Genomic DNA, 23772 nt, shown 5'->3' with positions numbered 1-23772 from the left:
TCGCCCTTGTGGCCAGAGTCCATCGACCCGGGCCTTCGGCCCGGCCGGTGGGCCGGGCCGCCAGTCAGTGCTTCGCGGGCAGGAAGCCGACCTTGTCGTAGGCCTGGGCGAGGGTCTCCGCGGCGACCGCGCGGGCCTTCTCGGCTCCCTTGGCCAGGATCGAGTCCAGCGTCTCCGGGTCGTCCAGATATTCCTGGGTGCGGGTCCGGAAGGGCGTGACGAATTCCACCATCGCATCGGCGAGGTCGGTCTTGAGGGCGCCGTACATCTTACCCTCGTAGCTCTTCTCCAGGTCGGCGACGGTGGCGCCGGTGAGGGTGGAGTAGATGGACAGGAGATTGCTGACGCCCGCCTTGTTCACGGGGTCGTAGCGGATCACGGTGTCGGTGTCGGTGACCGCACTCTTGATCTTCTTCGCGGTGACCTTGGGCTCGTCGAGCAGATTGATCAGGCCCTTGGGGCTGGACGCCGACTTGCTCATCTTCGCGGTCGGGTCCTGAAGATCGAAGATCTTCCCGGTCTCCTTGAGGATGTACGGCGCCGGCACCGTGAAGATCTCGCCGAAGCGGCCGTTGAAGCGCTCGGCGAGGTCGCGGGTCAGCTCGATGTGCTGGCGCTGGTCCTCGCCGACCGGGACCTGGTCGGCCTGGTAGAGCAGGATGTCCGCGACCTGGAGGATCGGGTACGTGAAGAGGCCGACGGTGGCGCGGTCGCTGCCCTGCTTGGCGGCCTTGTCCTTGAACTGCGTCATGCGCGAGGCCTCACCGAAACCGGCGATGCAGTTCATGATCCAGCCGAGCTGGGCGTGCTCGGGGACCTGGCTCTGGACGAAGAGCGTGCAGCGGTCCGGGTCGAGGCCGGCGGCCAGCAGCTGGGCGACCGCGAGCCTGGTGTTGGCGCGCAGCTCGGCGGGGTCCTGCGGAATGGTGATCGCGTGCAGGTCGACCACCATGTAGAAGGCGTCGTGGGATTCCTGCAACGCCACCCACTGGCGCACGGCGCCCAGGTAGTTGCCGAGGTGGAACGAACCTGCGGTGGGCTGGATACCGGAGAGCACACGAGGACGATCAGAGGCCATGAACTCATTCTCTCAGGTGCACAAGCCCGCTCTGCTCTCGGTGCCCGCCGCACCCGGTAGCGAATGAGACGAGGAACACAGCAGACTCGGCCGGCGCGGTGGCACGGAGCGGCCGACACCGGCGGTTTCCGGCAAATGAGTGCGATACGCGACACCCGCGCGGCCCGGACGGTGTACCAACGGGGTCACGGCCGTGCGGGCAGTCCGCACGGCCGTGACGACAGGGGGAACATGCGACCGTTACGACGACTGGCCGTCGCCTGCGGGGCCGCGCTCGCGACGGCGCTGCTGTGCGCACCACCGGCAGCGGCGGACGACCCGACCAGCCTCCTGCTGACCTCGCCCGTCAGCGGTGAGGCGCACGCCGTCCACCGGTCGAGCGGCACCTACGCGGAGTTGGAGAGCCATCTGGGCGCCGGGGAGCCCGGCGGGGTGGCGAAGCGTCCGCCGGTCGTCGACAAACCGGCGTCCCAGGGCGGGACATGGCGCCGGATCACGGTCACCTGGCTGGTGCACGACGTGTCCGTGTGGCGGGTGGACCGGATTCACGTACCGAAGTCCGGCGGGCCGGTCTGGGTCGGCACGGTGACGGACGGCGGCTCCCCGGCCGGGGAACGCTGGCACCTGGCCGAGGCCCCGGCCCGGCTCCACGCCCTGCTGGGCAGGCTCGGCGTCCTGGGCAGGGCGAAGGGCGACCCGGCGGCCACCGGCAACTACGTGGGTGAGGCGGACCACCCGCCGGACTTCGCCTCCCCCGGGGTGCCGGACCCGGCCGCGGTCGCCCCGGGGGACCCCGCGCCCGTTCCGTCGCCCGCGTCGCCCGCCGTCACCGCGACGGCCGGGTCCGACGGCGGTACGGGCCGCTGGTGGGCGGTGCCGGGGCTGGCGGCCGGGATCCTGGCGGGGCTCGCCGGGGCCGGCCTGTCGCGGCGCTGGAGGGACCACCGGGGGGCGGGCCCGCCGGAGCCGCGCGGCCGGCTCATCGATCTCTGAGCGCGGGGGGCCGCGGAACCGGCGGCCCCCCGGCGCGCCACGTCACAAGGTTTCTTCGTCGTCCGGGCGAGCGACGATAGAAAGGGGCACCATCCCTGCCCCTCACCGGATGGATTGTCTCGACGATCGGAGACCCCGTGTCGACCACCACTGCTGCCATCGCGTCCGCGGAAGCGCACAGCGCGCACAACTACCACCCCCTGCCCATCGTCGTCGCCTCGGCGGAGGGCGCCTGGATGACCGACATCGAGGGCCGCCGCTACCTCGACATGCTCGCCGGGTACTCGGCGCTCAACTTCGGTCACGGCAACCGCCGTCTGATCGACGCGGCCAAAGCGCAACTGGACAGAGTGACGCTGACCTCGCGCGCCTTCCACCACGACCGGTTCGCCGACTTCTGTACGCAGCTCGCCGAGTTGTGCGGCATGGAGATGGTGCTGCCGATGAACACCGGCGCGGAGGCGGTGGAGACGGCGGTGAAGACCGCCCGCAAGTGGGGTTACCGGATCAAGGGCGTACCGGACGGCCGGGCCAAGATCATCGTGGCGGGCGGCAACTTCCACGGCCGTACGACCACCGTCGTGAGCTTCTCGACCGACCCCGAGGCGCGGGCCGACTTCGGCCCGTACACCCCGGGCTTCGAGATCGTCCCGTACGGCGACCTGACGGCGCTCGACGCGGCGATGACCGAGAACACCGTGGCCGTCCTGCTGGAGCCGATCCAGGGCGAGGCCGGGGTGCTGGTGCCGCCTGCCGGGTATCTCGCGGGCGTGCGGGAGCTGACGCGTGCGCGCAACGTGCTCTTCATCGCGGACGAGATCCAGTCGGGGCTCGGCAGGACGGGCCGGACCTTCGCCTGCGAGCACGAGGACGTCGTGCCGGACATGTACCTGCTGGGCAAGGCGCTGGGCGGCGGGGTCGTGCCGGTGTCCGCGGTGGTGTCGTCGGCCGAGGTGCTCGGCGTGTACCGGCCGGGCGAGCACGGTTCGACCTTCGGCGGGAACCCGCTGGCCTGCGCGGTCGCGCTGGAGGTCGTGGCGATGCTGCGCACCGGCGAGTTCCAGCAGCGCGCCACCGAGCTCGGCGACCACCTCCACCACGAGCTGGGGCTGCTGGTCGGCGGCGGCGCGGTCGAGGCGGTGCGCGGCCGGGGGCTGTGGGCGGGCGTCGATATCGTCCCGTCGCACGGTACCGGCCGGCAGATCTCCGAGCGGCTGATGGAACGGGGTGTGCTGGCCAAGGACACCCATGGGTCGACGATCCGGATCGCGCCGCCGCTGGTGATCAGCAAGGAGGACCTGGATTGGGGCCTCGACCAGCTCAAGGGGGTACTGACCCAGCAGTGACGGGCTCCTGGGGGGGCCGGTCGCCCCGCGACGCCGCGGAGATCGACCGGATACCCCTTAGAGGATCACGTGCGGGAGGAAGCGGGCGTACTCGTCGGTGATCGGGCCCGCCGACTCCCGGATCCCGAGCCCCGCCGCCCCGCTCTCGACGACCCATGCGCCGAGCACCACGCGGTTGCCGTCGAAGTCGGGCAGCGGGGCCAACTCCTGGTAGCAGACGGGTGCGTCGGTCGCCGCGCGGGCGACCGACGCCGAGCCCGCCTCGTGGATCGTGACGCCCGCGCCCTCGCGGCCCAGCAGCGGCTTGGCGACGTACCCGGGGCCGTCGGCCGCGGCCAGCTCGCGCGGGCCGTCGAGGTATGCGGCGAGCAGGTTCGGGTGGCCGGGGTAGAGCTCCCAAAGGATCGCCAGAAGCGCCTTGTTGGAGAGCAGCATCTTCCAGGCCGGCTCGATCCAGCAGGTGGTGCCGGTGCCGCCGCCGTTGTCGAGGGTGCTCAGGACGTGCGGCCCGAAGCGGTCGGTGGTCAGCCACTCCCAGGGGTAGAGCTTGAAGCAGCTGCGGATGAAGCGCAGCTTCTCGTCGACGAAGCGGCGTGACAGCCGGTCCCAGCCGATCCGTTCGACGGACAGCGCCTCGGTGGTGATGCCGGCCTGTTGGGCGGTCTCGCGCAGGTAGGCGACCGTCATCAGGTCCTCGCCCAGCTCGTCGCCGTCCGAGTGGACGAAGTACAGCGGGCCCGGCGGCAGCAGCGGTGCCTGCCGCTTCCACGCGTCGACGAGCCGCTCGTGCAGGGAGTTCCACTGGTCGGCGCCGGGGAAGCGCTCCTCCATCCAGAACCACTGCGGGCCGGCCGCCTCCACCAGCGAGGTGGGGGTGTCCGCGTTGTACTCCAGCATCTTGGCCGGGCCCGTGCCGTCGTAGCGCAAGTCGAACCGGCCGTAGAGGGAGGGGAGTTCGGCGCGTCTGCGCCAGGCCTCGGAGATCCGCGAGACGAGTCGCGGATCGGTGATGCCGAGGTCGGCGAAGCGGCTCCGCTCGACGATGTGCGCGGCGGCGGACAGGCACATGGCGTGCAGTTCCTCGACGACCTCCTCCATCGCCTCGACCTCGGGCAGCGAGAATTCGTAGTACGCGCTCTCGTCCCAGTACGGGCGCAGCGAGCCGTCGGGGTAGCGGGTCAGCGGGTAGATGCAGCCCTGTTCCTCGACGGTTCGCTGCCAGCCGGGGCGCGGCTCGATCGTGTGGCGCTTCATCGGTGCGTGCCTTCGTTCCGTCAGCGGTTCCGTCAGCCGCCGCTGGATCCGGAGGACCCGAAGCCGCCGCTGTCGACCGCCGACTTGTCGAAGCTGCCGGAGGTGACCTTGCCGCTGCTGACGCGGCCCCCGTAGTAGTGCGTGCCGTGGCCGTCGTCGTCGCACTCGTAGTCGGGCAGGACCTCGTGGGTGACCGGGTCCACGCACCGCTCGTCCGGCTCCGAACCACAGGCCGTGAGGGTGGCCGCGAGGACCCCCATGCCGCCGAGCAGCACCGTGCCCGACCTCATTTTGCGCCGTGTTGCCGCCATGTCCTGGCCCCTACCCCGTTGTTCGAACAAACTCTCCAGACCGTCGGACAGACTAGATGGCTCGATACCGCCGCCGGAACCCGGTGCACCATCCCTGCCCAACTAGAGTCACTTTGTGCTCCTTGGGATGATTTGCGCGCTCTGTTCTGCGGTCTGCATCGGCACCGCCACGGTCCTCCAGGCCGTCGCCGCCCGCGCCGCACAGCCCGGCACCGGCAGTGGCGTCGACGTGACGCTGCTGCTGCGCGCCCTGCGCCAGTGGCGGTACGTCGCCGGGCTCGCCCTCGACCTGATCGGCTTCGTCCTCCAGATCCTCGCGCTGGTCGCCATCCCGATCTACGCCGTCGAGGCGACCCAGGCCGGCAGCCTCGCCGTCACGGCGGTGGTCGCCGCCCGCGTGCTGGGGATCCCCCTCAGCCGCACCGAGTGGGGCGCGGTCACGGTGGTCTGCGCGGGCCTGGCGATGCTCGGGCTCTCCTCGGGCCCCGAGGGCGCCAGGAACGGTCCGAGCGTGCTGCCGTACGCCCTGCTCGGCGTCGCGTGCGCGGTGCTCGTCACAGGTGCGCTGGCGGGCCGGCTCCGCGACCCGGCCCGCTCGCTGATCCTCGGCTTCGGCGCCGGGACCGGCTTCGGGGTGGTGTCGGTCTCGGTGCGGCTGATCGACGACCCGGCGCCGGCGGTGCTGTTCGCCAACCCGGCCCTGTACGCGCTGCTGCTCGGCGGCGGCGCGGCGTTCCTGCTGTTCACCTCGGCGCTCCAGCGCGGCGCGGTGACCACCGCGACGGCCGGCCTGGTGATCGGCGAGACGCTCGGCCCCGCCGTCGTGGGAGTGGTCTGGCTCGGCGACCGGACACGCGAGGGCCTCGCCTGGGTGGCGGTGCTCGGCTTCGCGGTGGCGGTGGCGGGGGCGCTGGCCCTGGCGCGGTTCGGGGAGGCGCCGGTCGAGGCGGCGGCCGACGACAGGGCCGGAAAGGCGGCCGGGACCACCCGTTAAACCTCCGGAGGGGAGCCGCTGCCGAAAAAAGTTTCAGCGGGCGGGAACACGACGGACTGGTTGACCGTTCATATTTATGTAGGCTTTCATACCTGCACTCACAGACTGCCCCGGTCGGTCCCCCCGTCCGGCCGGGGCTCCCCCGTTCGCCCCGTCCGAGAGAGTGATCAACGGACCGCGCCGGTACCCGCGCGCCACGTTTCCTCGTTGCAGACGGCGTGAATACCGCGAGCCCGTCCCACATACTGCCCACTCTCACCCGGACCATTTCCGGCCCCCGTGGCAACGCCGCCCCGAGCAGACATGCGCAGATCGTGGCCGCTTGCCGCACCCACGGCGACACCTTGGTGATCGCCCTCCAGGGCGAGATCGACCGCTTCACCGCCGCTCCCCTGCACGCGATGCTGACCTCCGCGGCCGCCTTCGGCCACACCCGGCTCGTCATCGACGCGGCCCGCATCACCTTCTGCGACTGCGGCTTCCTCAACGCCGTGCTCGGCTGGCGACGCCGGGGCCGCAGGCTGTGCCTCGCGGCCTGCTCGCCCGCCGTGGAGCGGCTGCTGCACGCCACGCGGGCCACCGACCACCGCCTCGCCAGGACCGCGACGCTGGAAGAAGCGCTGCTGTAGAGGCCGCCGGACGCCACCCCTGACACCACCCCGTCGTGCCGGGCGTCTCCCTAGGGAAGCGCCCGGCACAGCGCGTCCAGGGCCCCCGCCCAGGCGCTGTCCGGGGGCGTCCCGTACCCGACGACCAGCGCGTCCCGCCGCCGCGCCGCCGCCGACGCGGACGGGTGGGTGTGCCGGCCCAGGCCGTACACCGCGAGCCCCTGCCAGGCCGCGGCCCTGACCACGGAGTCCTCGGTGCCCGGCGGCAGTTCGAGCACCGCGTGCAGCCCGGCCGCGATCCCGGTGACCCGGACGTCCGGCGCCCGCTCCGCGAGCGCCGCCACCAGTTGGTCGCGGCGGCGCCGGTAGCGCAGCCGCATGCCGCGCACATGGCGGTCGTACGCCCCCGACTCGACGAACTCCGCGAGAGTCAGCTGGTCCAGCGAGCTCACGGTCCACTCGAACGCGCCCTTGGCCCGCGTCACCGGCTCCACCAGCGCCTCGGGCAGCACCATCCAGCCGATCCGCAGCCCGGGGGCGAGGGCCTTGCCGGCCGTGCCGAGGTACACCACCCGCTCCGGGTCGAGGTCCTGGAGCGCGCCGACCGGCTGGCGGTCGTAGCGGAACTCCCCGTCGTAGTCGTCCTCCAGCACCAGGCCGCCCGTCGTCCGCGCCCAGTCCACCGCGGCCGAGCGGCGCTCCGGGTGGAGCGGGACGCCCATCGGGAACTGGTGCGCGGCCGTCAGCAGCACCGCCCCGGCGCCCCGCAGCCCCATCAGCTCGCCGGTGCGTGAACCGAGCGCGTCGAAACCCAGCGGCACGGTCCGCAGCCCGGCCTCCGCCAGCAGGTCCCAGTGGATGTCGAGGCCGTACGACTCCACGGCCATCTCCCGCACCCGGCGCCCCCGCAGCACCTTCGCGATGAGCGTCAGCCCGTGCACGAAGCCGGAGCACACCACGATCCGCTCGGGGTCGGCGCGTACCCCGCGCGAGCGCGCCAGGTACCCGGCGATCGCGGTACGCAGCTCCGGGCGCCCGCGCGCGTCGCCCAGGCCGAAGGCCTCGTTCGGCGCCTCGGTCAGGGCGCGCCTGGCCGCCTTCAGCCACTCGGCGCGCGGAAAGGACGCGAGGTCGGGTGCGCCGGGCAGCAGGCTGTACGCCGGCTTCCCGGGGGTCCTCCGCCTGGGCGCGGCTGCGGGCGCGGCCCGCCTGGGCACGGCCGCCCGCTGCGCGACGCTCGTGCCCGAGCCCTGCCGGGCGGTGAGCCAGCCCTCGGCGACCAGCTCGGCGTACGCGTCGGCGACGGTGTTGCGGGCCACGCCCAGGTCGGCGGCGAGCGAGCGGGAGGACGGCAGCCGGGTGCCGGGTGCCAGCCGGCCCGTGCGCGCCGCTTCGCGCAGGGCGTGCGTCAGGCCGCTGCGCAGACCGGGGCCGGCCAGCTCAACGTGCAGGTCGACGCCGGCGGCGACGTGGGCGGCCACCGCGGAAGTGGCCCAGGGATCAGTCACAGAAATGGACCATACCCGTGGGCTACCGGACCCGTAACGTCGTAGGCATGACGACTACGACAACTCACGCAAATGCTCCGGAACACCCCGCCCGGCTGGACATGGGCAAACTGGCCCCCGGGGTCTACAAGGCCATGGTCGCGCTCGACGCGGCGTCCAGGAAGGGCGTGGACCCGGTCCTGGCCGAGCTGGTCAAGATCCGCACCTCGCAGCTCAACCACTGCGCGTTCTGCATCGACATGCACAGCAAGGACGCGCTCGCGGCGGGCGAGTCCGCCGAGCGGATCATCCAGCTCAGCGCCTGGGAGGAGTCGCAGCACTTCTACACGGACAAGGAGCTCGCGGCGCTGGCGCTCACCGAGGCCGTGACCGTACTGACCGACGGGTTCGTGCCCGACGAGGTGTTCGCGCGCGCCGCGAAGCACTTCGAGGAGGCCGAGCTGGCCCAGCTGATCGCCGTGATCATGGTCATCAACTCCTGGAACCGCATCGCGGTGACCACCCGCATGGTCCCGGGCCACTACACGCCGGGCTCGGCCAAGGTCTGACGCAGCGGTGCCGGGCACCCCGTCCTGGGGCGCCCGGCACCTGCTGTTCGCTACGCGCCGCGTACTACTTCTTGGGGAGCCAGGCCTCCCAGACCGCCTTGTTCTCCTTGACCCACTTCTCGGCCGCGTCCGGACCGGTCAGCTTGTCCTTGGCGATCGACTTGGCGACGGCGTTCTGCTGCTCGGTGGTCCACTTGAAGTTCTTGAGGAACTCGGCGGAGTCACCGCCGTCCTTCGCGAAGTCCGCGTTCAGGTACTTCTGGAGCGGGGTGTCGGCGTAGGCGCAGTTCGTCTTCGTCTCCGGGACGTTGCAGCCTTCCTTGAACTCCGGCAGCTTCACCTCGACCAGGTCGATGTCGGCGTTCAGCCACTGCGGCTCCCACCAGTAGGTGATGAAGGGCTGCTTGTCCTTGTACTTCTGCTGGATTTCCTTGATCTGGGCGGCCTCGTTGCCCGTCTCCTTGACGTGGAGATTGAGCTTGAGGTTCTTGATGAGGTGCTCGTCGTACGTCGTGTACGAGGGAGCCGCGCCCAGGAGCTCGCCCTTGCCCTCGCCGCTGCCCGCGGTGGAGAAGTCCTTGGCGAGCTTGTTGATGCCCTTCCAGGTCTTGATCTCCGGGTGGGCGTCCGCGTAGTACTTCGGCACGAACCAGCCGATGTGGCCCTCGACGCCGAGGTCGCCGCCCTTGACGACGGTCTTCTTCTCGTCCATGTAGAGCGCGGCCTTCTTGGGCGCGCCGCCCCAGTCCTCCATGATCGTGTCGGCCTTGCCGTTGTTCAGGGCGTCCCAGGCGACCGGCTCGTCGAGCTGCTGGAGCTTGACCTTGACGTCCAGCTCCTTCTCCATGATCACCTTGGCGACCTCGGCGTTGGCGCGGGCGCCGACCCAGGACGGCACGGTGAGGGTGACCTCGTCGGAGGCCTCCTTCTTGGTCTCCGCGGCGCAGGAGCTGAGGGCGAGCATGCCGAGGATGCCGACTCCGGCGACGGAGGTAGTACGTATCCGCTTGCTGAGTTTCACGAGAACGACTTCTTTCGTTGACAGAAGATCTGAGAGAAACGACAGAAACTGTGGGGGCCCGAGGGGGCCGGATCAGACCTTGTCGCGCGCCTTCGCGGCGGCGCCGGTCTGGGTGATGCGGTCGAGCAGCAGGCCGAGGCAGACGATCGCGAGACCGGCCGTCATGCCGAGTCCCAGGTCGCCCTTGGCGAGGCCCTTGACGACGTCGACGCCGAGCGCGCCACCGCCGATCATGCCGCCGATGACGACGATGGCGAGGACCAGGACCACGCCCTGGTTGACGGCGAGCTGCAGCGCGGGCCTGGCCAGCGGCAGCTGCACCTGGAAGAGCTGCTGGCGTGTGGTGGCACCGAGCGAGCGGGCCGCTTCCAGGGCCGCGGGGTCGATCTGCTTGATCCCCTGGGTGGTGATGCGTACGACGGCGGGCAGTGCGTAGACCACCGCCGCGGCGACGGCGGCCGTCCGACCGCCGCTGAACAGGGCGATCACCGGGATCAGATAGATGAACTGCGGCATCGTCTGCATGATGTCGAGCACCGGCCTGATCAGCCGTTCCGCGCGCTCCACGCGCGCGGCGAGGACACCGATCGCGAAGCCGAGCAGCAGGGTCACCACGAGCGCGGCGAGGACCTGCGAGAGCGTGTCCATCGAGCGGGCCCACAGGCCCATCGCGCCGATCGCGCCGAGCGAGGCCATGACGGTGATGGCGGCGCGCCAGCGGCCGGCCAGGAAGCCGAGCACACCGGCGACCAGCACCAGTGACCACCACGGGGTGGTCTGGAGCAGGTCGCGCACCGGGTTGATCACCCAGCTGGCGAAGCCTTCGGACCAGGTGAGGGTGCCGCCCAGGACGGGGACGCCGGAGCCCAGTTCGTCCTCGATCCAGTCGACCACCGAGTTGACCGGGCCGCTGATCGACACGGTCCAGCCCTCGGGCCACTCCTGCTTGCCGAGCGCCCGGCCGAGCAGGGCGCCGCCGACCGTGAGGACCAGCATGGCGGGCCACAGGATCCACGAGGTACCGCGCTCGACGGCCGACGGGTCGTCCAGCTGCTCCCCGGCCGCCGCGGTCGTACGGTCCAGCCAGATCGCGATCATGACGACCGCGATACCGGCGGGCAGCGCCAGGCCGACGTCGATCGTGGAGAGCGCGGTGAAGATCTCGTCTCCGAGGCCTCCCGCGCCGATCATCGACGCGAGGACGACCATCGACAGACACATCATGATCGTCTGGTTGAGGCCGAGCAGCATCTGCTTGCGGGCCAGCGGGAGCCGCGCCGTCAGCAGCTGCTGACGGGCGTTCGCGCCGAGCGAGGCGGACGCTTCCAGCGCGGCGGCGTCGGCGCCGCGCAGGCCGAGCGAGGTGAGGCGGGCCATCGGCGGGGCCGCGTAGATCACCGTGGCGACGAACACCGACGGGATGCCGATGTCGAAGAGCAGCACGAACGGCAGCAGGTACGAGAAGGCCGGCAGCACCTGCATGGTGTCGAACACCGGGCGCAGGAGGCGCTCGCAGCGGTCGGAGAGTCCGGCGGCGAGGCCGAGCAGGGCTCCGACGACGGCCGCGGCGGTGACCGTGACGATCATCAGGGCCAGCGTCTCCATCGCCGGTTCCCACATGCCGAGCAGGCCGATCGCCAGGAAGGTGCCGAGCGCGGTGCCCCCGGTGCGCAGTGCGCGGCGGCGCAGTCCGGCGCCTCCCGCGTACCAGGCGACCAGCACGGCGGCGATGGTCACACCGATGAAGCCGAGGGTTTCGAGCAGGCTGAGCACACCGTCGACGGAGCTTTCCGCCGTGTTGCTGATGTGCAGCAGGAAGTAGAGGAAGAGCGGGTGGGTGGTCCGGTTGTCGACCAGCCAGCGGTTCAGGTCGTCGAGCGGGGAGCGGATGTCGACCGTGAGGTCGGCGGGCCACGCGCCGCTGCCGGACGTCACGACCGCGCTGACGACCGCGACGAGCAGGACGGCGAGCAGCAGCATCGCCCGGGGGTTCCCGGCGATCCTGGCCAGCGGCCCCGGGGCGCCCTTCACGGGCTCGGGCGTGACGGGCACGCCGGGTGCGTCGGGCTTGTCGAGGACGGAATTCGGGGCGGCACTCATACGGCCGCCACCTCCTTGTCCTGGGTATCGCGGTTCGCCGTGCCGTCGATACCGGCGACGACGGCGAGCAGCCGCTCGTGGTCGACGACCCCGATGGTGCGCCCGGCGTCGACCACACGGCAGTGGCCGCCACTGCGGGCGACGGCCTCGATCGCGTTGACGACGAGCGTGTCCGGGGTCAGCGCGGCGCCGGTCTCGGCCTCGCCGGCCTCGGCGGGACGCATCGCGCGGCGTACGGAGATGACCTGCTCGCGCGGGACGTCGCGGACGAAGTCGCGTACGTAGTCGTCGGCCGGGTTGGAGACGATCTCCTCCGGCGTGCCGAGCTGAACGATGGCGCCGTTGCGCATCAGGGCGATGCGGTCGCCGAGGCGCAGGGCCTCGTTGAGGTCGTGGGTGATGAAGACCATCGTGCGGCCCTCTTCGCGGTGCAGGCGCATGACCTCCTCCTGCATGTCCCGCCGGATGAGCGGGTCGAGCGCGCTGAACGGCTCGTCGAAGAGGAGCACTTCGGGGTCGACGGCGAGGGCGCGGGCAAGGCCGACGCGCTGCTGCTGGCCGCCGGACAGCTGTCCGGGCCTGCGCAGCTCCATGCCTTCGAGGCCGACCTTGGTGACGATCTCCTGGGCCCTGGCGCGGCGCTCGGCGCGGCCGACGCCCTGGATCTCCAGGCCGTACGCGACGTTGTCGAGGACGGTGCGGTGCGGCAGCAGCCCGAAGTGCTGGAAGACCATGGCGGCACGATGCTTGCGCAGTTCACGCAGCCGGTTCTTGTCCATGCCGATCACGTCTTCGCCGTCGAAGGCGAGGGATCCGGCGGTGGGCTCGATGAGCCGGGTCAGGCAGCGTACGAGCGTGGACTTGCCGGAGCCGGAGAGGCCCATGACGACGAAGACCTCACCCTTGCGCACATCGAAGCTCACGTCGCGGACGGCGGCGGTGCAGCCGGTACGCGCGGTGAGGTCTTCGGCGGGCAGGGCGGCGAGCTCTTCGTCGCCGGGTATGCGGTCGGCCTTCGGGCCGAACACCTTCCACAGATTGCGTACGGAGAAGACCGGTTCGGCGGCGTTCGCCTCGGTGTTCTTCGCGGTTTTCGCTTCGGCGTTCGTCGCGGTTTTTGTCGCGGCACCCTTGTCGTCGTTCATACCGTCGGCCGGGTCGCCGCTCGTTCCGTCGTTCATGCCGTCGATTATTTCGGTGCTCTTCTTGAGGTCGGTCATCACGCATCACCTCCCGGTGCAGTGGTTCCAGCAAGCATTTCGGCGCACTTCTCCCCGACCATGAGGACCCCGATCATCGGGTTCACAGAGGGCATCGTGGGGAAGACGGATGCGTCGGCGATACGGATGCCTTCGAGGCCGCGAATCTTCAAGTCCGGCGTCACTACGGCCAGTTCATCACCGGAAGCACCCATTCGGCAGGTCCCTGCCGGGTGGTACACGGTGTGCGCGACCTTGCGCGCGTACTCGCTGATGTCCTCGTCGGACGTGACGTCGGGCCCCGGGCAGACCTCGCGCTTGAGCCAGCGGGCCAGCGGCTCGGACTTGGCGATCTCCCGGGCGATCTTGATGCCGTCGACCAGTGTGCGGCCGTCGTAGTCGTCCTCGTCCGTGAAGTAACGGAAGTCCAGCGCGGGCTTGTCCGCCGGGTCCGCGCTGGTGAGGAAGAGCCGGCCTCGGCTGCGCGGCTTGGGGATGTTCGGCGTCATCGACACCCCGTGCGGGGGGCGTTCGTAGCCCAGGCGCTCCGGGTTGTCCGTGAACGCGATCTGGTAGAAGTGGAACATCAGGTCCGGGCCCTCGGACTCGGGGTCCCTGCGCACGAACAGACCCGCGTCGGAGTCCATCGCGGAGTTCTCCGGGATCGGCCCGTCCGTCTCCCAGACGATGACCGACTCGGGGTGGTCCAGCAGGTTCTCGCCGACGCCCGGCAGGTCGACGGCCACCGGGATGCCGAGCGCTTCGAGGTCGGCGCGGGGGCCGATGCCGGAGTGCATGAGCAGCCGCGGGGTGTCCACCGCGCCCGCGCAGACCAGGACTTCGCGGCTCGCCTCGACGAGGATCTCCTCGCCGTCCTTGGTCCTGACGTGCACACCGGTGGCCCGGCCGCCGTCGAGCTCCAGCTTGTACGCCCAGGTCTCCAGCATGATGTGGAGGTTCGGGCGGTCCAGGAACGGGTGCAGATACGCGACCGACGCGGACGAGCGCTTGTTGTTCTCCGGGTGGTACGCGAGGTCGAAGAAGCCGACGCCCTCGTGGAAGGGCTTCTTGTTGAAGCCCTCGATGCGCGGCACGTCGAGTGCGGCCTGCGCCGCGTCGACGAAGTCGCGGGCGATGGCGTTCCGGTCCTTCTCGTCGACCGGCACGATGTTGTTGCGCAGCTTGTGGAAGTACGGGCCCATGGCCGCGGCGTCCCAGCCGTCGGCCCCGGCCGCCGCCCACTCGTCCCAGTCGGAGGGCAGCGGCTGGAAAGCGATGAGGGTGTTGTGCGAGGAGCAGCCGCCGAGCACGCGGGCGCGGCTGTGCCGGATGTGGGAGTTGCCGCGCGGCTGCTCAGTGGTGGGGTAGTCGTAGTCGAGCTCCCCACCGAGCAGGCCCATCCAGCGGCGCAGGGTGAGGACTTCCGGCCGGTCGACGTCGGAGGGCCCGCCCTCGATGACGGCCACGCGGACGGAGGGGTCCTCGGTGAGACGGGATGCGATCACCGATCCTGCGGTGCCGCCCCCGACGACGACGTAGTCGTATACGGGCATGGGTTGCTGCTCCTTTTTTCGTGCGGCCACGATCACGGCCTGTCCAGCGTGTTCAGCGCGCCCCAGCGAAATACAGCCCGCCCGGCGTTTGAGGACCGGGGCCTGGGGCGGAGCCCCAGTTCGGGAAGGGGCGGGTAGGGGAAAAACTCAGCCCGCAAACCACCGCACCGGCTGCGGATTCAGGTTCTGATAGATGTGCTTCGCCTCGCGGTACTCCGCGAGCCCGGCGGGACCGAGTTCGCGCCCGACGCCCGACTTGCCGAAGCCGCCCCACTCCGCCTGCGGGAGGTAGGGGTGGAAGTCGTTGATCCACACCGTGCCGTGCCGCAGCCGGCCCGCGACGCGCCGCGCGCGCCCGGCGTCCGCGGTCCACACGCCGCCGGCCAGGCCGTACTCGGTGTCGTTGGCGAGCGTGACGGCCTCGTCCTCGGTGCGGAAGGTCTCCACCGTCAGGACGGGGCCGAAGACCTCCTCGCGTACGACGCGCATCTCGCGGTGGCACTGGTCGAGGACGGTCGGCGCGTAGAAGTAGCCCTCGGCGGGGCGTACGTCGGACGGCTCGGGGCGGGCGCCGCCGGAGCGGAGCACCGCGCCTTCCTCCAGGGCGGAGGCGACGTACATCTCGGTCTTCGCCAGCTGCTGCGCGGAGACGAGCGGCCCGCACTCGACTCCGTCGGCGGTGCCGCGGCCGAGGCGGATCTTCGCTGCGCGGCGGGCGAGTTCGGCGACGAAGCGCTCGCGCACCGACTCCTCGATGATCAGGCGCGAACCGGCCGAGCAGACCTGGCCGCTGTGGATGAAGGCGGCGTTCAGTGCCTGGTCGACGGCGGTGTCGAAGCCCTCTTCGGTGGCGCAGGCGTCGGCGAAGACGACGTTGGGGTTCTTGCCGCCGAGTTCGAGGGCGACCTTCTTCACGGTGACGGCCGCGGCCTGCATCACCTTGGTGCCGCTGGTGAGTCCGCCGGTGAACGACACGAGGTCGACGTCGGGGTGCTCGGACATCCGCGCGCCGACGGGGTCGCCGGCGCCGGTCACGAGGTTGGCGACACCGGCCGGGAGACCGGCCTCGACCAGCAGCTCGATGAGCGCGACGGTCGTCAGCGGGGTGATCTCGCTGGGCTTGATCACAAAAGTATTGCCTGCGGCGAGAGCCGGGGCAATCTTCCAACTGGCCTGCAACAGCGGATAGTTCCAGGGGGCGATCAGCGAACAGACGCCGACCGGTTCATGTACGACGACGCTGTGGATCTCGGGGGAACCGGCGTCCACCACCCGGCCGCCGCTCTCGTTCATCACGAGGTCGGCGAAGTAGCTGAAGGCGTCGCTCACGCAGTCGACGTCGACCCGGCCCTCTTCGAGGGTCTTTCCGGCGTCGCGGCTCTCCAGCAGACCGATTTCCTCGCGGTCGCGCTGGAGCAGCTCGGCGACGCGGCGCAGCAGCGCGGCACGTTCGGCCACCGGGGTGCGCGGCCAGTCGCCCTCGTCGAACGCCGCACGGGCGGCTGCCACCGCGGCGTCGACGTCCGCGACCCCGCCTTCGGCGACGACGGCGAACGGCATGGCGTCCGCGGGGTCGAGGATGTCACGCGTGGCGCCGGAGGCGGCTGCTTGCCACTTCCCGCCCACATGGATGGTCTTTTGTGCCGACACGTCGCGTTTAGCCTTCCGTTCCCGATTTATTCCTGGCTGGTTCCTGACTGGCAAGAACCAGCAACCGGGCCCCCTCCCCACGGGGGCGGAAACCATGCGTAACTCATGGCCGAAAGTGCCCCGCATCACGCAGCATTACGGAACTTAAGGTGCAGATAAGGGCGAAATGGGGGCGCTCAGGTCACCACAGGCATCGTCACTGACCGTCACAATCCTCGCCGGCCTCGTCCTGCACCCGCAGCCCCGCCACCCACAGCGGCATCAGGGAGTGCAGGACCAGCAGGGAGATCAGCACGGGCGCGATGAGCCCTTCGACCCGCAGGTCACCCAGCGCGCCCGCCGCACCGGTACCGAGGGCGGCGACCAGCAGCACCCACGTCATCAGGCGGTGCGAGCGGGCCTGCACGCGATCACGCTCGGCGAGCTGACGCTCGTCCAGTACATGGCGGCGCAGCTCCAGGAGGCCACGGGTGGCGCTGTTGAGCACGCCGGTAGCGAAGATCCAGGGGACCAGCGCCACGGCCATGGTGACGAGCGCCCACACCCGGTCGTCGAAGACCATCGCGATCCAGGACGCCACCATGACGACGGTCAGCACGGCATGCGCGCCGACGACGGACCGCCTGCGGGCGGCGGTGGCGTGCATGACCTTCGCCTCTTCGCGGTTCATCAGCGCGAACATGGCCCGGTCGTAACGCGCACCCCGCGTCACCCGCCCGTCCGGCTGCCCGTCCGGCTGCTTGTCCGCCCGCTGCTCCGTAGCCCTCATGACTGCTTCCTCCCGTAGACCTCGTCGGTGAGCGATCGCATCGGCCGCAGGGAGAACAGCGCCTCCACCGGCAGCTCGAAGAACTCGGCGATCTTCAGCGCGAGATCGAGGCTCGGGTTGTACTGCCCGCGCTCGATGTACCCGATGGTCTGGTAATGCGCCCCGACCGCCTCGGCAAGGGCCTGACGGGACACTTCGCGCTCCGCCCGGACCATCGCCAACCTGTTGTGCACCTGCTCGCTCATGTATAAGAAGTACTACATTCCACAGCGGGAGTGCAACCAGCGTGGCTGCCGTAGCGAGCCGGGTTGAGGGGGTGGGGTCGGGGCCCGGACCCTTCGGATCCAGGAAGTGCGCCGACCCGAACCGTGCCGACTCGGCCGTGGATCGTGGATGACGGCTTGTGGGCACTGATCGAGCCACTGCCGGCATCTGGCCACAGCGACCGCCGGGGCCGAAGCCGGTGGACGACCGGCGGCACCCGCAGGCATCCCGCGAACTCCCCGGCGCCTATGCCTCGTTGGGCCGTGCTGTGTGGGGCGCCGAAGCAGCTGGGAAGATTACAGAGTTGGCGTCACCGTGGCCGCCGCACTGGCCGTCTCCGGCGCGCTGACCTCTACGACCGCGGCCTACGCCCACGACTTGACGTCGGGCATCGACGAATCCCCCGCGCCGACCTCGAACTTCGCGGACCTCACCGGCAGCATCAACGGGACCGGGAAGAGCGTCCTTGGTTCGGGTGGACGGCACACGGCCGACATCCCGCACAGTCCCTCGATGACCACGAGCGAAGCCCCAACTGTCAACCAGAGCTAACGCAGCGGGCACGCCCAAGGACGCCGTATCGTACGTGTCGATCATCGCAACATTGCGTTAGCACACGTATGTGGTCTGGTGGCGCAGCACGGAGAACGGGGAGGCATACATGGCATGGGAGGAGTGGGAGCAGCTCAAGGCCGCGGCAGCCGAGCAGCACACCACACAAATGCATCTGAATCAGGCGGAGCCCGGTTCAGGGGGCGACACCGGAACTGTGGTGTCCAAGAAGGCCGCCTGGGCCAAGGCGGGCCAGGACATCGGCTCGTTCCAAGAGGGCATAGGCAAGGCGCTCGGGAAGCTCTCCGACGGCCAGAACGGGCTGGGAGCGGACACTGGTTGCCGGACTGCGGGCGCCCAGAGGGAAATTCACGGATCCTGGGAGAGCTACGTCAAGAGTGTGAACCGACGGTGCGGAAAGCTCGCGGGCCTGCTGGAGAAGATCGGCAACGACCAACTGAAGACCGACGAAGCGGTCATGGCCGAGATCGGCAACCTGAAGGTGGCCTACAGCGACACTCCCGCAGTCGGCGGCCCCGGCAAGGGACGGTAGGAACGTCATGGATCTTGCGACACTCAAGGCCCTCAAGCCGACGGAGTACGCGGAGGCGGCCAACGGATACCGCAGCACCTCGGACATGGCGAGTGCGGCCAAAGACCGCATCGAGAATCAGATCTCCGCAGCCATGCGGAAGTCGTTGAAGGGCGAGGCCGCGACGGCGGCGATCGGCCAGCTCACGGAGCTGGGGAAGAACTTTCACTACATCCAGACCGAGTGCGGCCTCGTCGGCTCGGCCCTGGTCGCGTTCTCGTACGAGATGGAAGCGGCCAAGAAGAAGCTCGACGGGGCTCTGGCGGACGCGAAGGCCGGGGGCCTCACCGTGAACGCCGACGGCTCGGTCAGCTATCCGCCGGGCGGGGAGCCGGGAAAGGACGGCAAGACCCCGGAGGGCGGCCAGTCCGCCAATCTGACGGATGACACCGCCTCCGCCATCGGCCGCCAGGCGGCCAACTTCAACCCCAACCCCAAGGCCCGCCTCGCCCAGGACTGCGCGGACAGGATCTCAACGGCCCTCACGGAAGCGACTGAGGTCGACGCGAAGTGGGCCCCGAAGCTGCGGGCGCTGAAGGCGGACGACGATCTGACCGTCAGCGACCGGGACTGGGCCGACGTCTCGTCGGACACCAAGGGTGTGGAGGCGGCGGGCAAGCAGTACGTCGACTCGCTGCCGCAGCCGCCCGAAAAGGGCGACCCGAAGGCCAACGCGGAGTGGTGGAAGGGCCTTGACGCCGACGAGCAGGCAGCGTGGATCTCCATGCGGGCGGACTCCGTGGGCAACCTTGACGGGCTACCGTCCACGGTCCGGGACGAGGCGAACCGAATGGTGCTCGCCGAGGCCCGAGGCACCGCACAGGTCGAGTACGACGCGTGGCTCAAGAAGAATCCGGAGCCGACGCGGCAGACGGATTACCTCAACCCCATGACCGGCACCACCATGAAGGGCGTCAAGGTGGACAGCGTGGCGTGGAAGAAGTGGGATGAAGCACGCAAGGGCGCCCACAAATCCATCGACGGCATGGACGCGATCCAGAACCGCTTCGACCAGACCGGCACGAAAGGACTGCCCGAGGCCTATCTGCTGGGCTTCAGCACCGAGGGCGACGGCCGCGCGATCCTCGCCAACGGAAACCCGGACACCGCGGATCACCAGGCGGTCTACGTGCCGGGTACGACAGCGGAGCTCGGAACGGTCAAGGGCGACATCAACCGCATGGTCAATGTGTGGAGCGTGGCCGACGCCAACGCTGACGGCAAGTCCGTCTCCACCATCACCTGGCTCGGATACGACGCGCCTGATTCCATCCCCAAGGACGCCCCGTTCGAGCACTACGCGTACGACGGCGCACCTGCGCTCAACGGGTTCTTGGACAGCTTGGAAGCATCACACACCGGCGATGCGGCACCGCACCGTACCGTGATCAGCCATTCGTACGGGACGACCCTGGTCGGCGCAGCGGCCGAGACAGGGAACCTCAACGCCGATGACGTCGTTTTCGCGGGCAGCCCCGGTGTCAAGGTGTCGGGTGCCGATGAGATGGATGTCCCCAAGGGGCATGTGTGGAACGCGGAAGCCGAGGGGGACGTGGTCCCGGATCTCGGCCGCTATGGACACGGCGGGGACGGCATCAACTTCAGAATTCCCAGCGACGAGCAATTCGGTGCCAACCAGATGACCACGGACACCGAGGGCCACAGTGGTTACTGGGACGAGGGGTCTAGAAGTCTGATTAATCAGGGCCTGGTGGTAGCGGGGAAGGATGATGAAGTGCGATTGAAGCCGCCGCCCAACCCATTGACGAGTGAAGAAGTAATGCGTTCGAAGTAGGAGAGCTCAGACGTGAAGACCAGAACGCGTGCCTCTGTGCTCGCCGTACCCCTTGCACTCATTGTCCTGACAGGATGTGGCATGACTGACGAAAAGAGCGATGGCGTCCCGTTCGCCGGTACGAGCGCCTCGCTCGACGCCGCCGACACAATGGAAAAGGTCTCCAGCGAGATCTATGATCTGTTGGGCGTGAAGGGAAAGGCGTCAGAGAACCTTCCGGGAGTAATGGACTGTTCAGGAAAGGACACAGAGACATACTTCCGCATCTTCCATCCGTGGGCCTTCACCCCTGCTTCGGCGAAAGACCTCGACAAAGCGATGGAGCGACTCAAGAGAGAACTGCCCAAGCGAGGGTGGAAGATCGTTGAATACGGACCGAATACCAGCAGGAACAAAAGCATCACCTTGACTGCCGACAACGACAAGAAGAAGGTCAGCGTCGAGGTCACCAACATGGCGAAGAACGACCCGCCGAAGCTGAGCCTGTTCCTGCTGTCCGGTTGCTACAAGGTCCCGGACGGCAAAGAGGTCGAACGCTTCTGAGAGGCCGTACGCCCGAGCGACCGTTAGAGCTCGTAACGCGATCTTGCGATACGAATGACGGGCCACTGGATTTGGCCGTCCAACTCCCCGCGATACCGGCTGGCGCGGGGCGCCGTGTCCGTCGCAGATCAGGCGGTATCTGCTACCCGTTTTGTGCCGGTCGGCCGACACAAAACGGGCCGGTCGCGGCTTTCCCCGTTTTCGCGCGGACAGAGGAGCCATCCACGCACGCACGGGACCGGCCGAGTTGGCCGGCTGCATTCAGTTCAGTGCGCAGGACGCGGTGCAGCCAGTCGAAGACGCCAGCCTGCTGCCACCGCTCCAGTCGCGTGGCCGGCCGGATCGGGGCGCCCGCACCGCCGCCCCGACTTCCTGTCGAGGGCCACAGCGGTTACTGGGATGAGGGGTTTAGAAGTCTGAATAATCAGGGCCTGGTGGTAGCGGGGAAGGATGATGAAGCGCAATTGAAGCCGCCGCCCAACCCATTGACGAGTGAAGAAGTAACGCGTTCCAAGTAGGAGAGCTCAGACGTGAAGACCAGAACGCGTGCCTCTGTGCTCGCCGTACCCCTTGCACTCATTGTCCTGACAGGATGTGGCATGACTGACGAAAAGAGCGATGGCGTCCCGTTCGCCGGTACGAGCGCCTCGCTCGACGCCGCCGACACAATGGAAAAGATCTCCAGCGAGATCTATGATCTGCTGGGCGTGAAGGGAAAGACGTCAGAGAACCTTCCGGGAGTAATGGACTGTTCAGGAAAGGACACAGAGACATACTTCCGCATCTTCCATCCATGGTCCTTCAAACCCGCCTCGGCGAAAGACCTCGACAAAGCGATGGAGCGACTCAAGAGAGAACTGCCCAAGCAAGGGTGGAAGATCGTTGAATACGGACCGAATACCAGCAAAAACAAAAGCATCACCCTGACCGCCGACAACGACAAGAAGAAGGTCAGCGTCATGGTCACCAACATGGCGAAGAGCGACCCGCCGATGCTGAGCCTGGACCTGGTGTCCGGCTGCTATAAGACCCCGGACGGCGAAGAGGTCGAACGCTTCTGAGAGGCCGTACGCCGGGCCGCCGTTGGAGCTCGTAGCCGTCCAACTCCCCGCGAGGCTTGGGGGATGGGTACGCCACCTAGTACTCCAGCCGTAGATCGTGATCTTCATGCCTGAGTGGCTTGTCGTCGGTAGTGGCTGGCCTGGGATCGGGCCTGGTGGCGGCGTCGCCAGTCGGACCAGCCGAGCCGGTGGACGGCGTCGTGGACGGGTTGGACGACGAGCGTGACGAACAGTCGTTGGATCTCGTTGCAGGTGAGCGGTATGAGGGCTTCGGGTGCGGGGTGGCGGGCGTGTTCGTCCGCGCGGACGACGGCCAGGAAGGCGTGGGCGAGCATGACCAGGGTGACCCAGCGGGACCAGGACGGGTAGCGGCGGACCTGGTGCTCGTCCAGGGCGGCCAGGCCCTTGCCGGACTGGAAGAACTCCTCCACCCGCCACCTTGATCCAGCAACTCGCACCAGGGTGGTCAGCGGCACCGGTGCGGGCGAGTAGCAGCGGTAGTACGCGAGTTCGCCGGTGCTGCGGTTGCGGCGGATGAGCAACTGGCGATTCCCGGGCCGGGAGTCGACGAGGTCGATGACGACCCAGTCGTAGAAGCGGTGGCCCTTGGCTCCGGCCCCTGCGGACAGCTTCTGCCAGGCCCGCTTGGGCACCTTCTTGGCCAGGGCGTCCGCGCGGAACTTCCCGGCGCCTGTGGTGACTTCGTGCGAGCAGGCCACCGCGAGGACGTAGCCGGTGCCGCGTTCCTCCAGCGTGGTTCGCAGCGTCGGGTTGCCGCCGTAGACCTCGTCCCCCGCAACCCAGGCGGCCCGGTGGCCGGCGTCCAGGAACCGGGCGACCATGCGAGCGGCCAACTCCGGCTTGGTCGCGAACCCTGTCTCCTCGCCGAGCCCGGCGGCCCGGCAGCGGTCGGAGTCGGAGGTCCAGGAGCGAGGAACGTATAGTTCCCGGTCCACCGCGGCGTGTCCGCGTCGTCCCGCGTAGACCAGGTAGACAGCAACCTGGGCGTTCTCGATCCTGCCCGCGGTGCCGGTGTACTGCCGCTGCACGCCGACCGTGCCGTTGCCCTTCTTCACGTCGCCGGTCTCGTCGACTACCAGAACCGCCTGGCCGTCGTGCAGGTGCTCCACCACGTAGCCACGCACGTCGTCGCGGACCTGGTCGGCGTCCCACTTGGCCCGCCCGAGCAGGTGCTGCATGCCGTCCGGGGTCCTCTCTCCGGCCCACTCGGCGATGGTCCAGCAGTTCTTGCGCGGCAGGTCCGACAGCAGGCCGAGTACCAATTGCCGGACCCGACGCCGGGGTTCGACCCGCGTGAACCGGCCTGCGATCCGGCTCATCAGGCCCTCGAAAGCCTCCTGCCAGCGGGCAGGGTCTACGCTGTGACCTGCGGCCACCACATGATCGTTTGTCTTCACACACCGATGATCAACGGTGGCCGCACCCGTCTCCACAGCGTGTCAGGGTCGCGCAGCGTTTGCCTGCCGTCCTGTGTCAGGAGGACATGTGCAACGTGGCGAAGTCTGGTGGGTCGAGTTCGACGAGCGGCGGCTGGTCGTACTGCTGTCGGTAGACGACGCGTCCGGGATCCGGGCGATGCAGGTCGTCGCTCCGGCGGGCGTCGACATCAGCGGTCTGGGCGTCGAAGTGCGAGTTGGCGCCATGGAAGGACTGCCTTTCGAAGGCGTGCTGCGGTTCGCCCTCGCGCGTCCAGGCTTTACCCCTTGCACGTGGCTAACCACCGTGTCCCGGGACGACCTGATCGAGCGGGCAGGCGTCCTGTCCTCCCCGAAACTCAGCGAGATTGAGGATGCCCTCCGTCTCAGCGGACAGGCGAAGGAGCGGACCCCGGCGACAACCGCGAAGCTCAGCGAGATAAGGGACGCCCTCCGTCTCGGCGGCCTCGGGTAGGCAGGGAAGGAACCGACACCTCCCGATGGCGTGGCCGATCTCGTCCAGACGATCAACGCTGGCCACCTGTCTCCTCGGCACCCTTCACCATCGAGATCACGAACTACGGCTGGAGTACTAGG

Annotated in this window: 23 protein-coding genes; 11 read left to right on the top strand and 12 right to left on the bottom strand. The window is 69.1% G+C overall.

The window, feature by feature from the left end; all coding sequences use genetic code 11:
* Nucleotides 1-64: 64 nt before the first annotated feature.
* Nucleotides 65-1078, bottom strand: coding sequence for a tryptophan--tRNA ligase (gene trpS, locus ACLLJJ_RS24605; RefSeq protein ID WP_434595439.1), 1014 nt, complete (start codon nucleotides 1076-1078; stop codon nucleotides 65-67).
* A gap of 231 nt (nucleotides 1079-1309) precedes the next feature.
* Between trpS and ACLLJJ_RS24600 the strand changes: the two genes are divergently transcribed.
* Together ACLLJJ_RS24600 and rocD are read left to right on the top strand one after the other, a co-directional pair.
* Entirely contained in the window at nucleotides 1310-2071 is a 762-nt protein-coding gene (locus tag ACLLJJ_RS24600) for a hypothetical protein (protein WP_434595436.1), read from the top strand.
* Nucleotides 2072-2208: 137 nt separating this feature from the next.
* The gene (gene rocD / locus ACLLJJ_RS24595) at nucleotides 2209-3417 is read left to right on the top strand and encodes an ornithine--oxo-acid transaminase (RefSeq protein ID WP_434595433.1); all 1209 of its coding nucleotides are present in this window, start codon (nucleotides 2209-2211) and stop codon (nucleotides 3415-3417) included.
* 57 nt (nucleotides 3418-3474) lie between these two features.
* On the opposite strand, the gene ACLLJJ_RS24590 is transcribed toward rocD, so the two are convergent.
* Nucleotides 3475-4671 carry a glutathionylspermidine synthase family protein gene (locus ACLLJJ_RS24590; protein WP_434595431.1) on the bottom strand — a complete coding sequence of 399 codons (1197 nt, stop codon included), beginning with the start codon at nucleotides 4669-4671 and terminating at the stop codon, nucleotides 3475-3477.
* A gap of 32 nt (nucleotides 4672-4703) precedes the next feature.
* Nucleotides 4704-4982: a hypothetical protein gene (locus ACLLJJ_RS24585; protein WP_434595428.1), complete on the bottom strand. Its 279-nt coding sequence runs from the start codon at nucleotides 4980-4982 to the stop codon at nucleotides 4704-4706.
* 127 nt (nucleotides 4983-5109) lie between these two features.
* Between ACLLJJ_RS24585 and ACLLJJ_RS24580 the strand changes: the two genes are divergently transcribed.
* Both ACLLJJ_RS24580 and ACLLJJ_RS24575 read left to right on the top strand, forming a co-directional pair.
* Nucleotides 5110-5976, top strand: a complete 867-nt coding sequence (locus tag ACLLJJ_RS24580; RefSeq protein WP_434595426.1) for a DMT family transporter — start codon at nucleotides 5110-5112, stop codon at nucleotides 5974-5976.
* 218 nt (nucleotides 5977-6194) lie between these two features.
* The gene (locus ACLLJJ_RS24575) at nucleotides 6195-6605 is read left to right on the top strand and encodes an STAS domain-containing protein (RefSeq protein WP_434595423.1); all 411 of its coding nucleotides are present in this window, start codon (nucleotides 6195-6197) and stop codon (nucleotides 6603-6605) included.
* A gap of 50 nt (nucleotides 6606-6655) precedes the next feature.
* Here ACLLJJ_RS24575 and ACLLJJ_RS24570 read toward each other — a convergent pair whose 3' ends face one another.
* Nucleotides 6656-8092, bottom strand: a complete 1437-nt coding sequence (locus tag ACLLJJ_RS24570; protein ID WP_434595420.1) for a PLP-dependent aminotransferase family protein — start codon at nucleotides 8090-8092, stop codon at nucleotides 6656-6658.
* Nucleotides 8093-8139: 47 nt separating this feature from the next.
* Here ACLLJJ_RS24570 and ACLLJJ_RS24565 point away from each other — a divergent pair, with 47 nt between their 5' ends.
* The gene (locus ACLLJJ_RS24565) at nucleotides 8140-8640 is read left to right on the top strand and encodes a carboxymuconolactone decarboxylase family protein (protein ID WP_434595417.1); all 501 of its coding nucleotides are present in this window, start codon (nucleotides 8140-8142) and stop codon (nucleotides 8638-8640) included.
* A 64-nt stretch (nucleotides 8641-8704) separates the two neighbouring features.
* Here the strand turns inward: ACLLJJ_RS24565 and ACLLJJ_RS24560 are convergent, their stop codons facing one another.
* The 7 genes from ACLLJJ_RS24560 to ACLLJJ_RS24530 form a co-directional block, all read right to left on the bottom strand.
* Complete coding sequence (locus tag ACLLJJ_RS24560; RefSeq protein ID WP_434595414.1) at nucleotides 8705-9661, bottom strand: glycine betaine ABC transporter substrate-binding protein; 957 nt, start codon at nucleotides 9659-9661, stop codon at nucleotides 8705-8707.
* Between the two features lie 72 nt (nucleotides 9662-9733).
* Nucleotides 9734-11761, bottom strand: a complete 2028-nt coding sequence (locus ACLLJJ_RS24555; protein ID WP_434595411.1) for an ABC transporter permease — start codon at nucleotides 11759-11761, stop codon at nucleotides 9734-9736.
* Entirely contained in the window at nucleotides 11758-12906 is a 1149-nt protein-coding gene (locus tag ACLLJJ_RS24550; protein WP_434600507.1) for a quaternary amine ABC transporter ATP-binding protein, read from the bottom strand. Before ACLLJJ_RS24550 ends, ACLLJJ_RS24555 begins: the two co-directional genes overlap by 4 nt.
* Before the next feature lie 74 nt (nucleotides 12907-12980).
* Nucleotides 12981-14513, bottom strand: a complete 1533-nt coding sequence (locus ACLLJJ_RS24545) for a GMC family oxidoreductase (protein WP_434595409.1) — start codon at nucleotides 14511-14513, stop codon at nucleotides 12981-12983.
* 147 nt (nucleotides 14514-14660) lie between these two features.
* Nucleotides 14661-16163, bottom strand: a complete 1503-nt coding sequence (locus ACLLJJ_RS24540; protein WP_434595406.1) for an aldehyde dehydrogenase family protein — start codon at nucleotides 16161-16163, stop codon at nucleotides 14661-14663.
* 196 nt (nucleotides 16164-16359) lie between these two features.
* Nucleotides 16360-16932, bottom strand: a complete 573-nt coding sequence (locus ACLLJJ_RS24535; protein WP_434595404.1) for a hypothetical protein — start codon at nucleotides 16930-16932, stop codon at nucleotides 16360-16362.
* Nucleotides 16929-17177, bottom strand: a complete 249-nt coding sequence (locus tag ACLLJJ_RS24530; protein WP_434595402.1) for a helix-turn-helix transcriptional regulator — start codon at nucleotides 17175-17177, stop codon at nucleotides 16929-16931. The genes ACLLJJ_RS24535 and ACLLJJ_RS24530 overlap by 4 nt, the downstream gene beginning before the upstream one ends.
* Before the next feature lie 334 nt (nucleotides 17178-17511).
* Between ACLLJJ_RS24530 and ACLLJJ_RS24525 the strand changes: the two genes are divergently transcribed.
* The 5 genes from ACLLJJ_RS24525 to ACLLJJ_RS24505 all read left to right on the top strand — a co-directional run bounded on the left by ACLLJJ_RS24525 (nucleotide 17512) and on the right by ACLLJJ_RS24505 (nucleotide 21739).
* A complete protein-coding gene (locus ACLLJJ_RS24525) occupies nucleotides 17512-17748 on the top strand; it encodes a hypothetical protein (protein WP_434595399.1) in 237 nt (78 codons plus the stop codon).
* A gap of 109 nt (nucleotides 17749-17857) precedes the next feature.
* Nucleotides 17858-18301: a hypothetical protein gene (locus ACLLJJ_RS24520; RefSeq protein WP_434595397.1), complete on the top strand. Its 444-nt coding sequence runs from the start codon at nucleotides 17858-17860 to the stop codon at nucleotides 18299-18301.
* Nucleotides 18302-18308: 7 nt separating this feature from the next.
* Nucleotides 18309-20135 (top strand): alpha/beta hydrolase, encoded by a 1827-nt coding sequence (locus ACLLJJ_RS24515; RefSeq protein WP_434595395.1) that lies wholly within the window; start codon nucleotides 18309-18311, stop codon nucleotides 20133-20135.
* 81 nt (nucleotides 20136-20216) lie between these two features.
* Nucleotides 20217-20678, top strand: coding sequence for a hypothetical protein (locus ACLLJJ_RS24510; RefSeq protein WP_434595392.1), 462 nt, complete (start codon nucleotides 20217-20219; stop codon nucleotides 20676-20678).
* Nucleotides 20679-21277: 599 nt separating this feature from the next.
* Entirely contained in the window at nucleotides 21278-21739 is a 462-nt protein-coding gene (locus ACLLJJ_RS24505; protein WP_434595390.1) for a hypothetical protein, read from the top strand.
* A 104-nt stretch (nucleotides 21740-21843) separates the two neighbouring features.
* On the opposite strand, the gene ACLLJJ_RS24500 is transcribed toward ACLLJJ_RS24505, so the two are convergent.
* On the bottom strand, nucleotides 21844-23079 hold the full coding sequence (locus ACLLJJ_RS24500; RefSeq protein WP_434600506.1) for an IS701 family transposase: 1236 nt from the start codon (nucleotides 23077-23079) through the stop codon (nucleotides 21844-21846).
* Between the two features lie 166 nt (nucleotides 23080-23245).
* Between ACLLJJ_RS24500 and ACLLJJ_RS24495 the strand changes: the two genes are divergently transcribed.
* A complete protein-coding gene (locus ACLLJJ_RS24495; protein ID WP_283517545.1) occupies nucleotides 23246-23650 on the top strand; it encodes a type II toxin-antitoxin system PemK/MazF family toxin in 405 nt (134 codons plus the stop codon).
* Nucleotides 23651-23772: the final 122 nt, after the last annotated feature.

Origin of the sequence: Streptomyces sp. A5-4, assembly GCF_051131715.1 — a bacterium.
In the GTDB taxonomy this organism is placed as follows: Bacteria; Actinomycetota; Actinomycetes; order Streptomycetales; family Streptomycetaceae; genus Streptomyces.
This window is presented reverse-complemented; position numbering and strand designations above follow the sequence as displayed.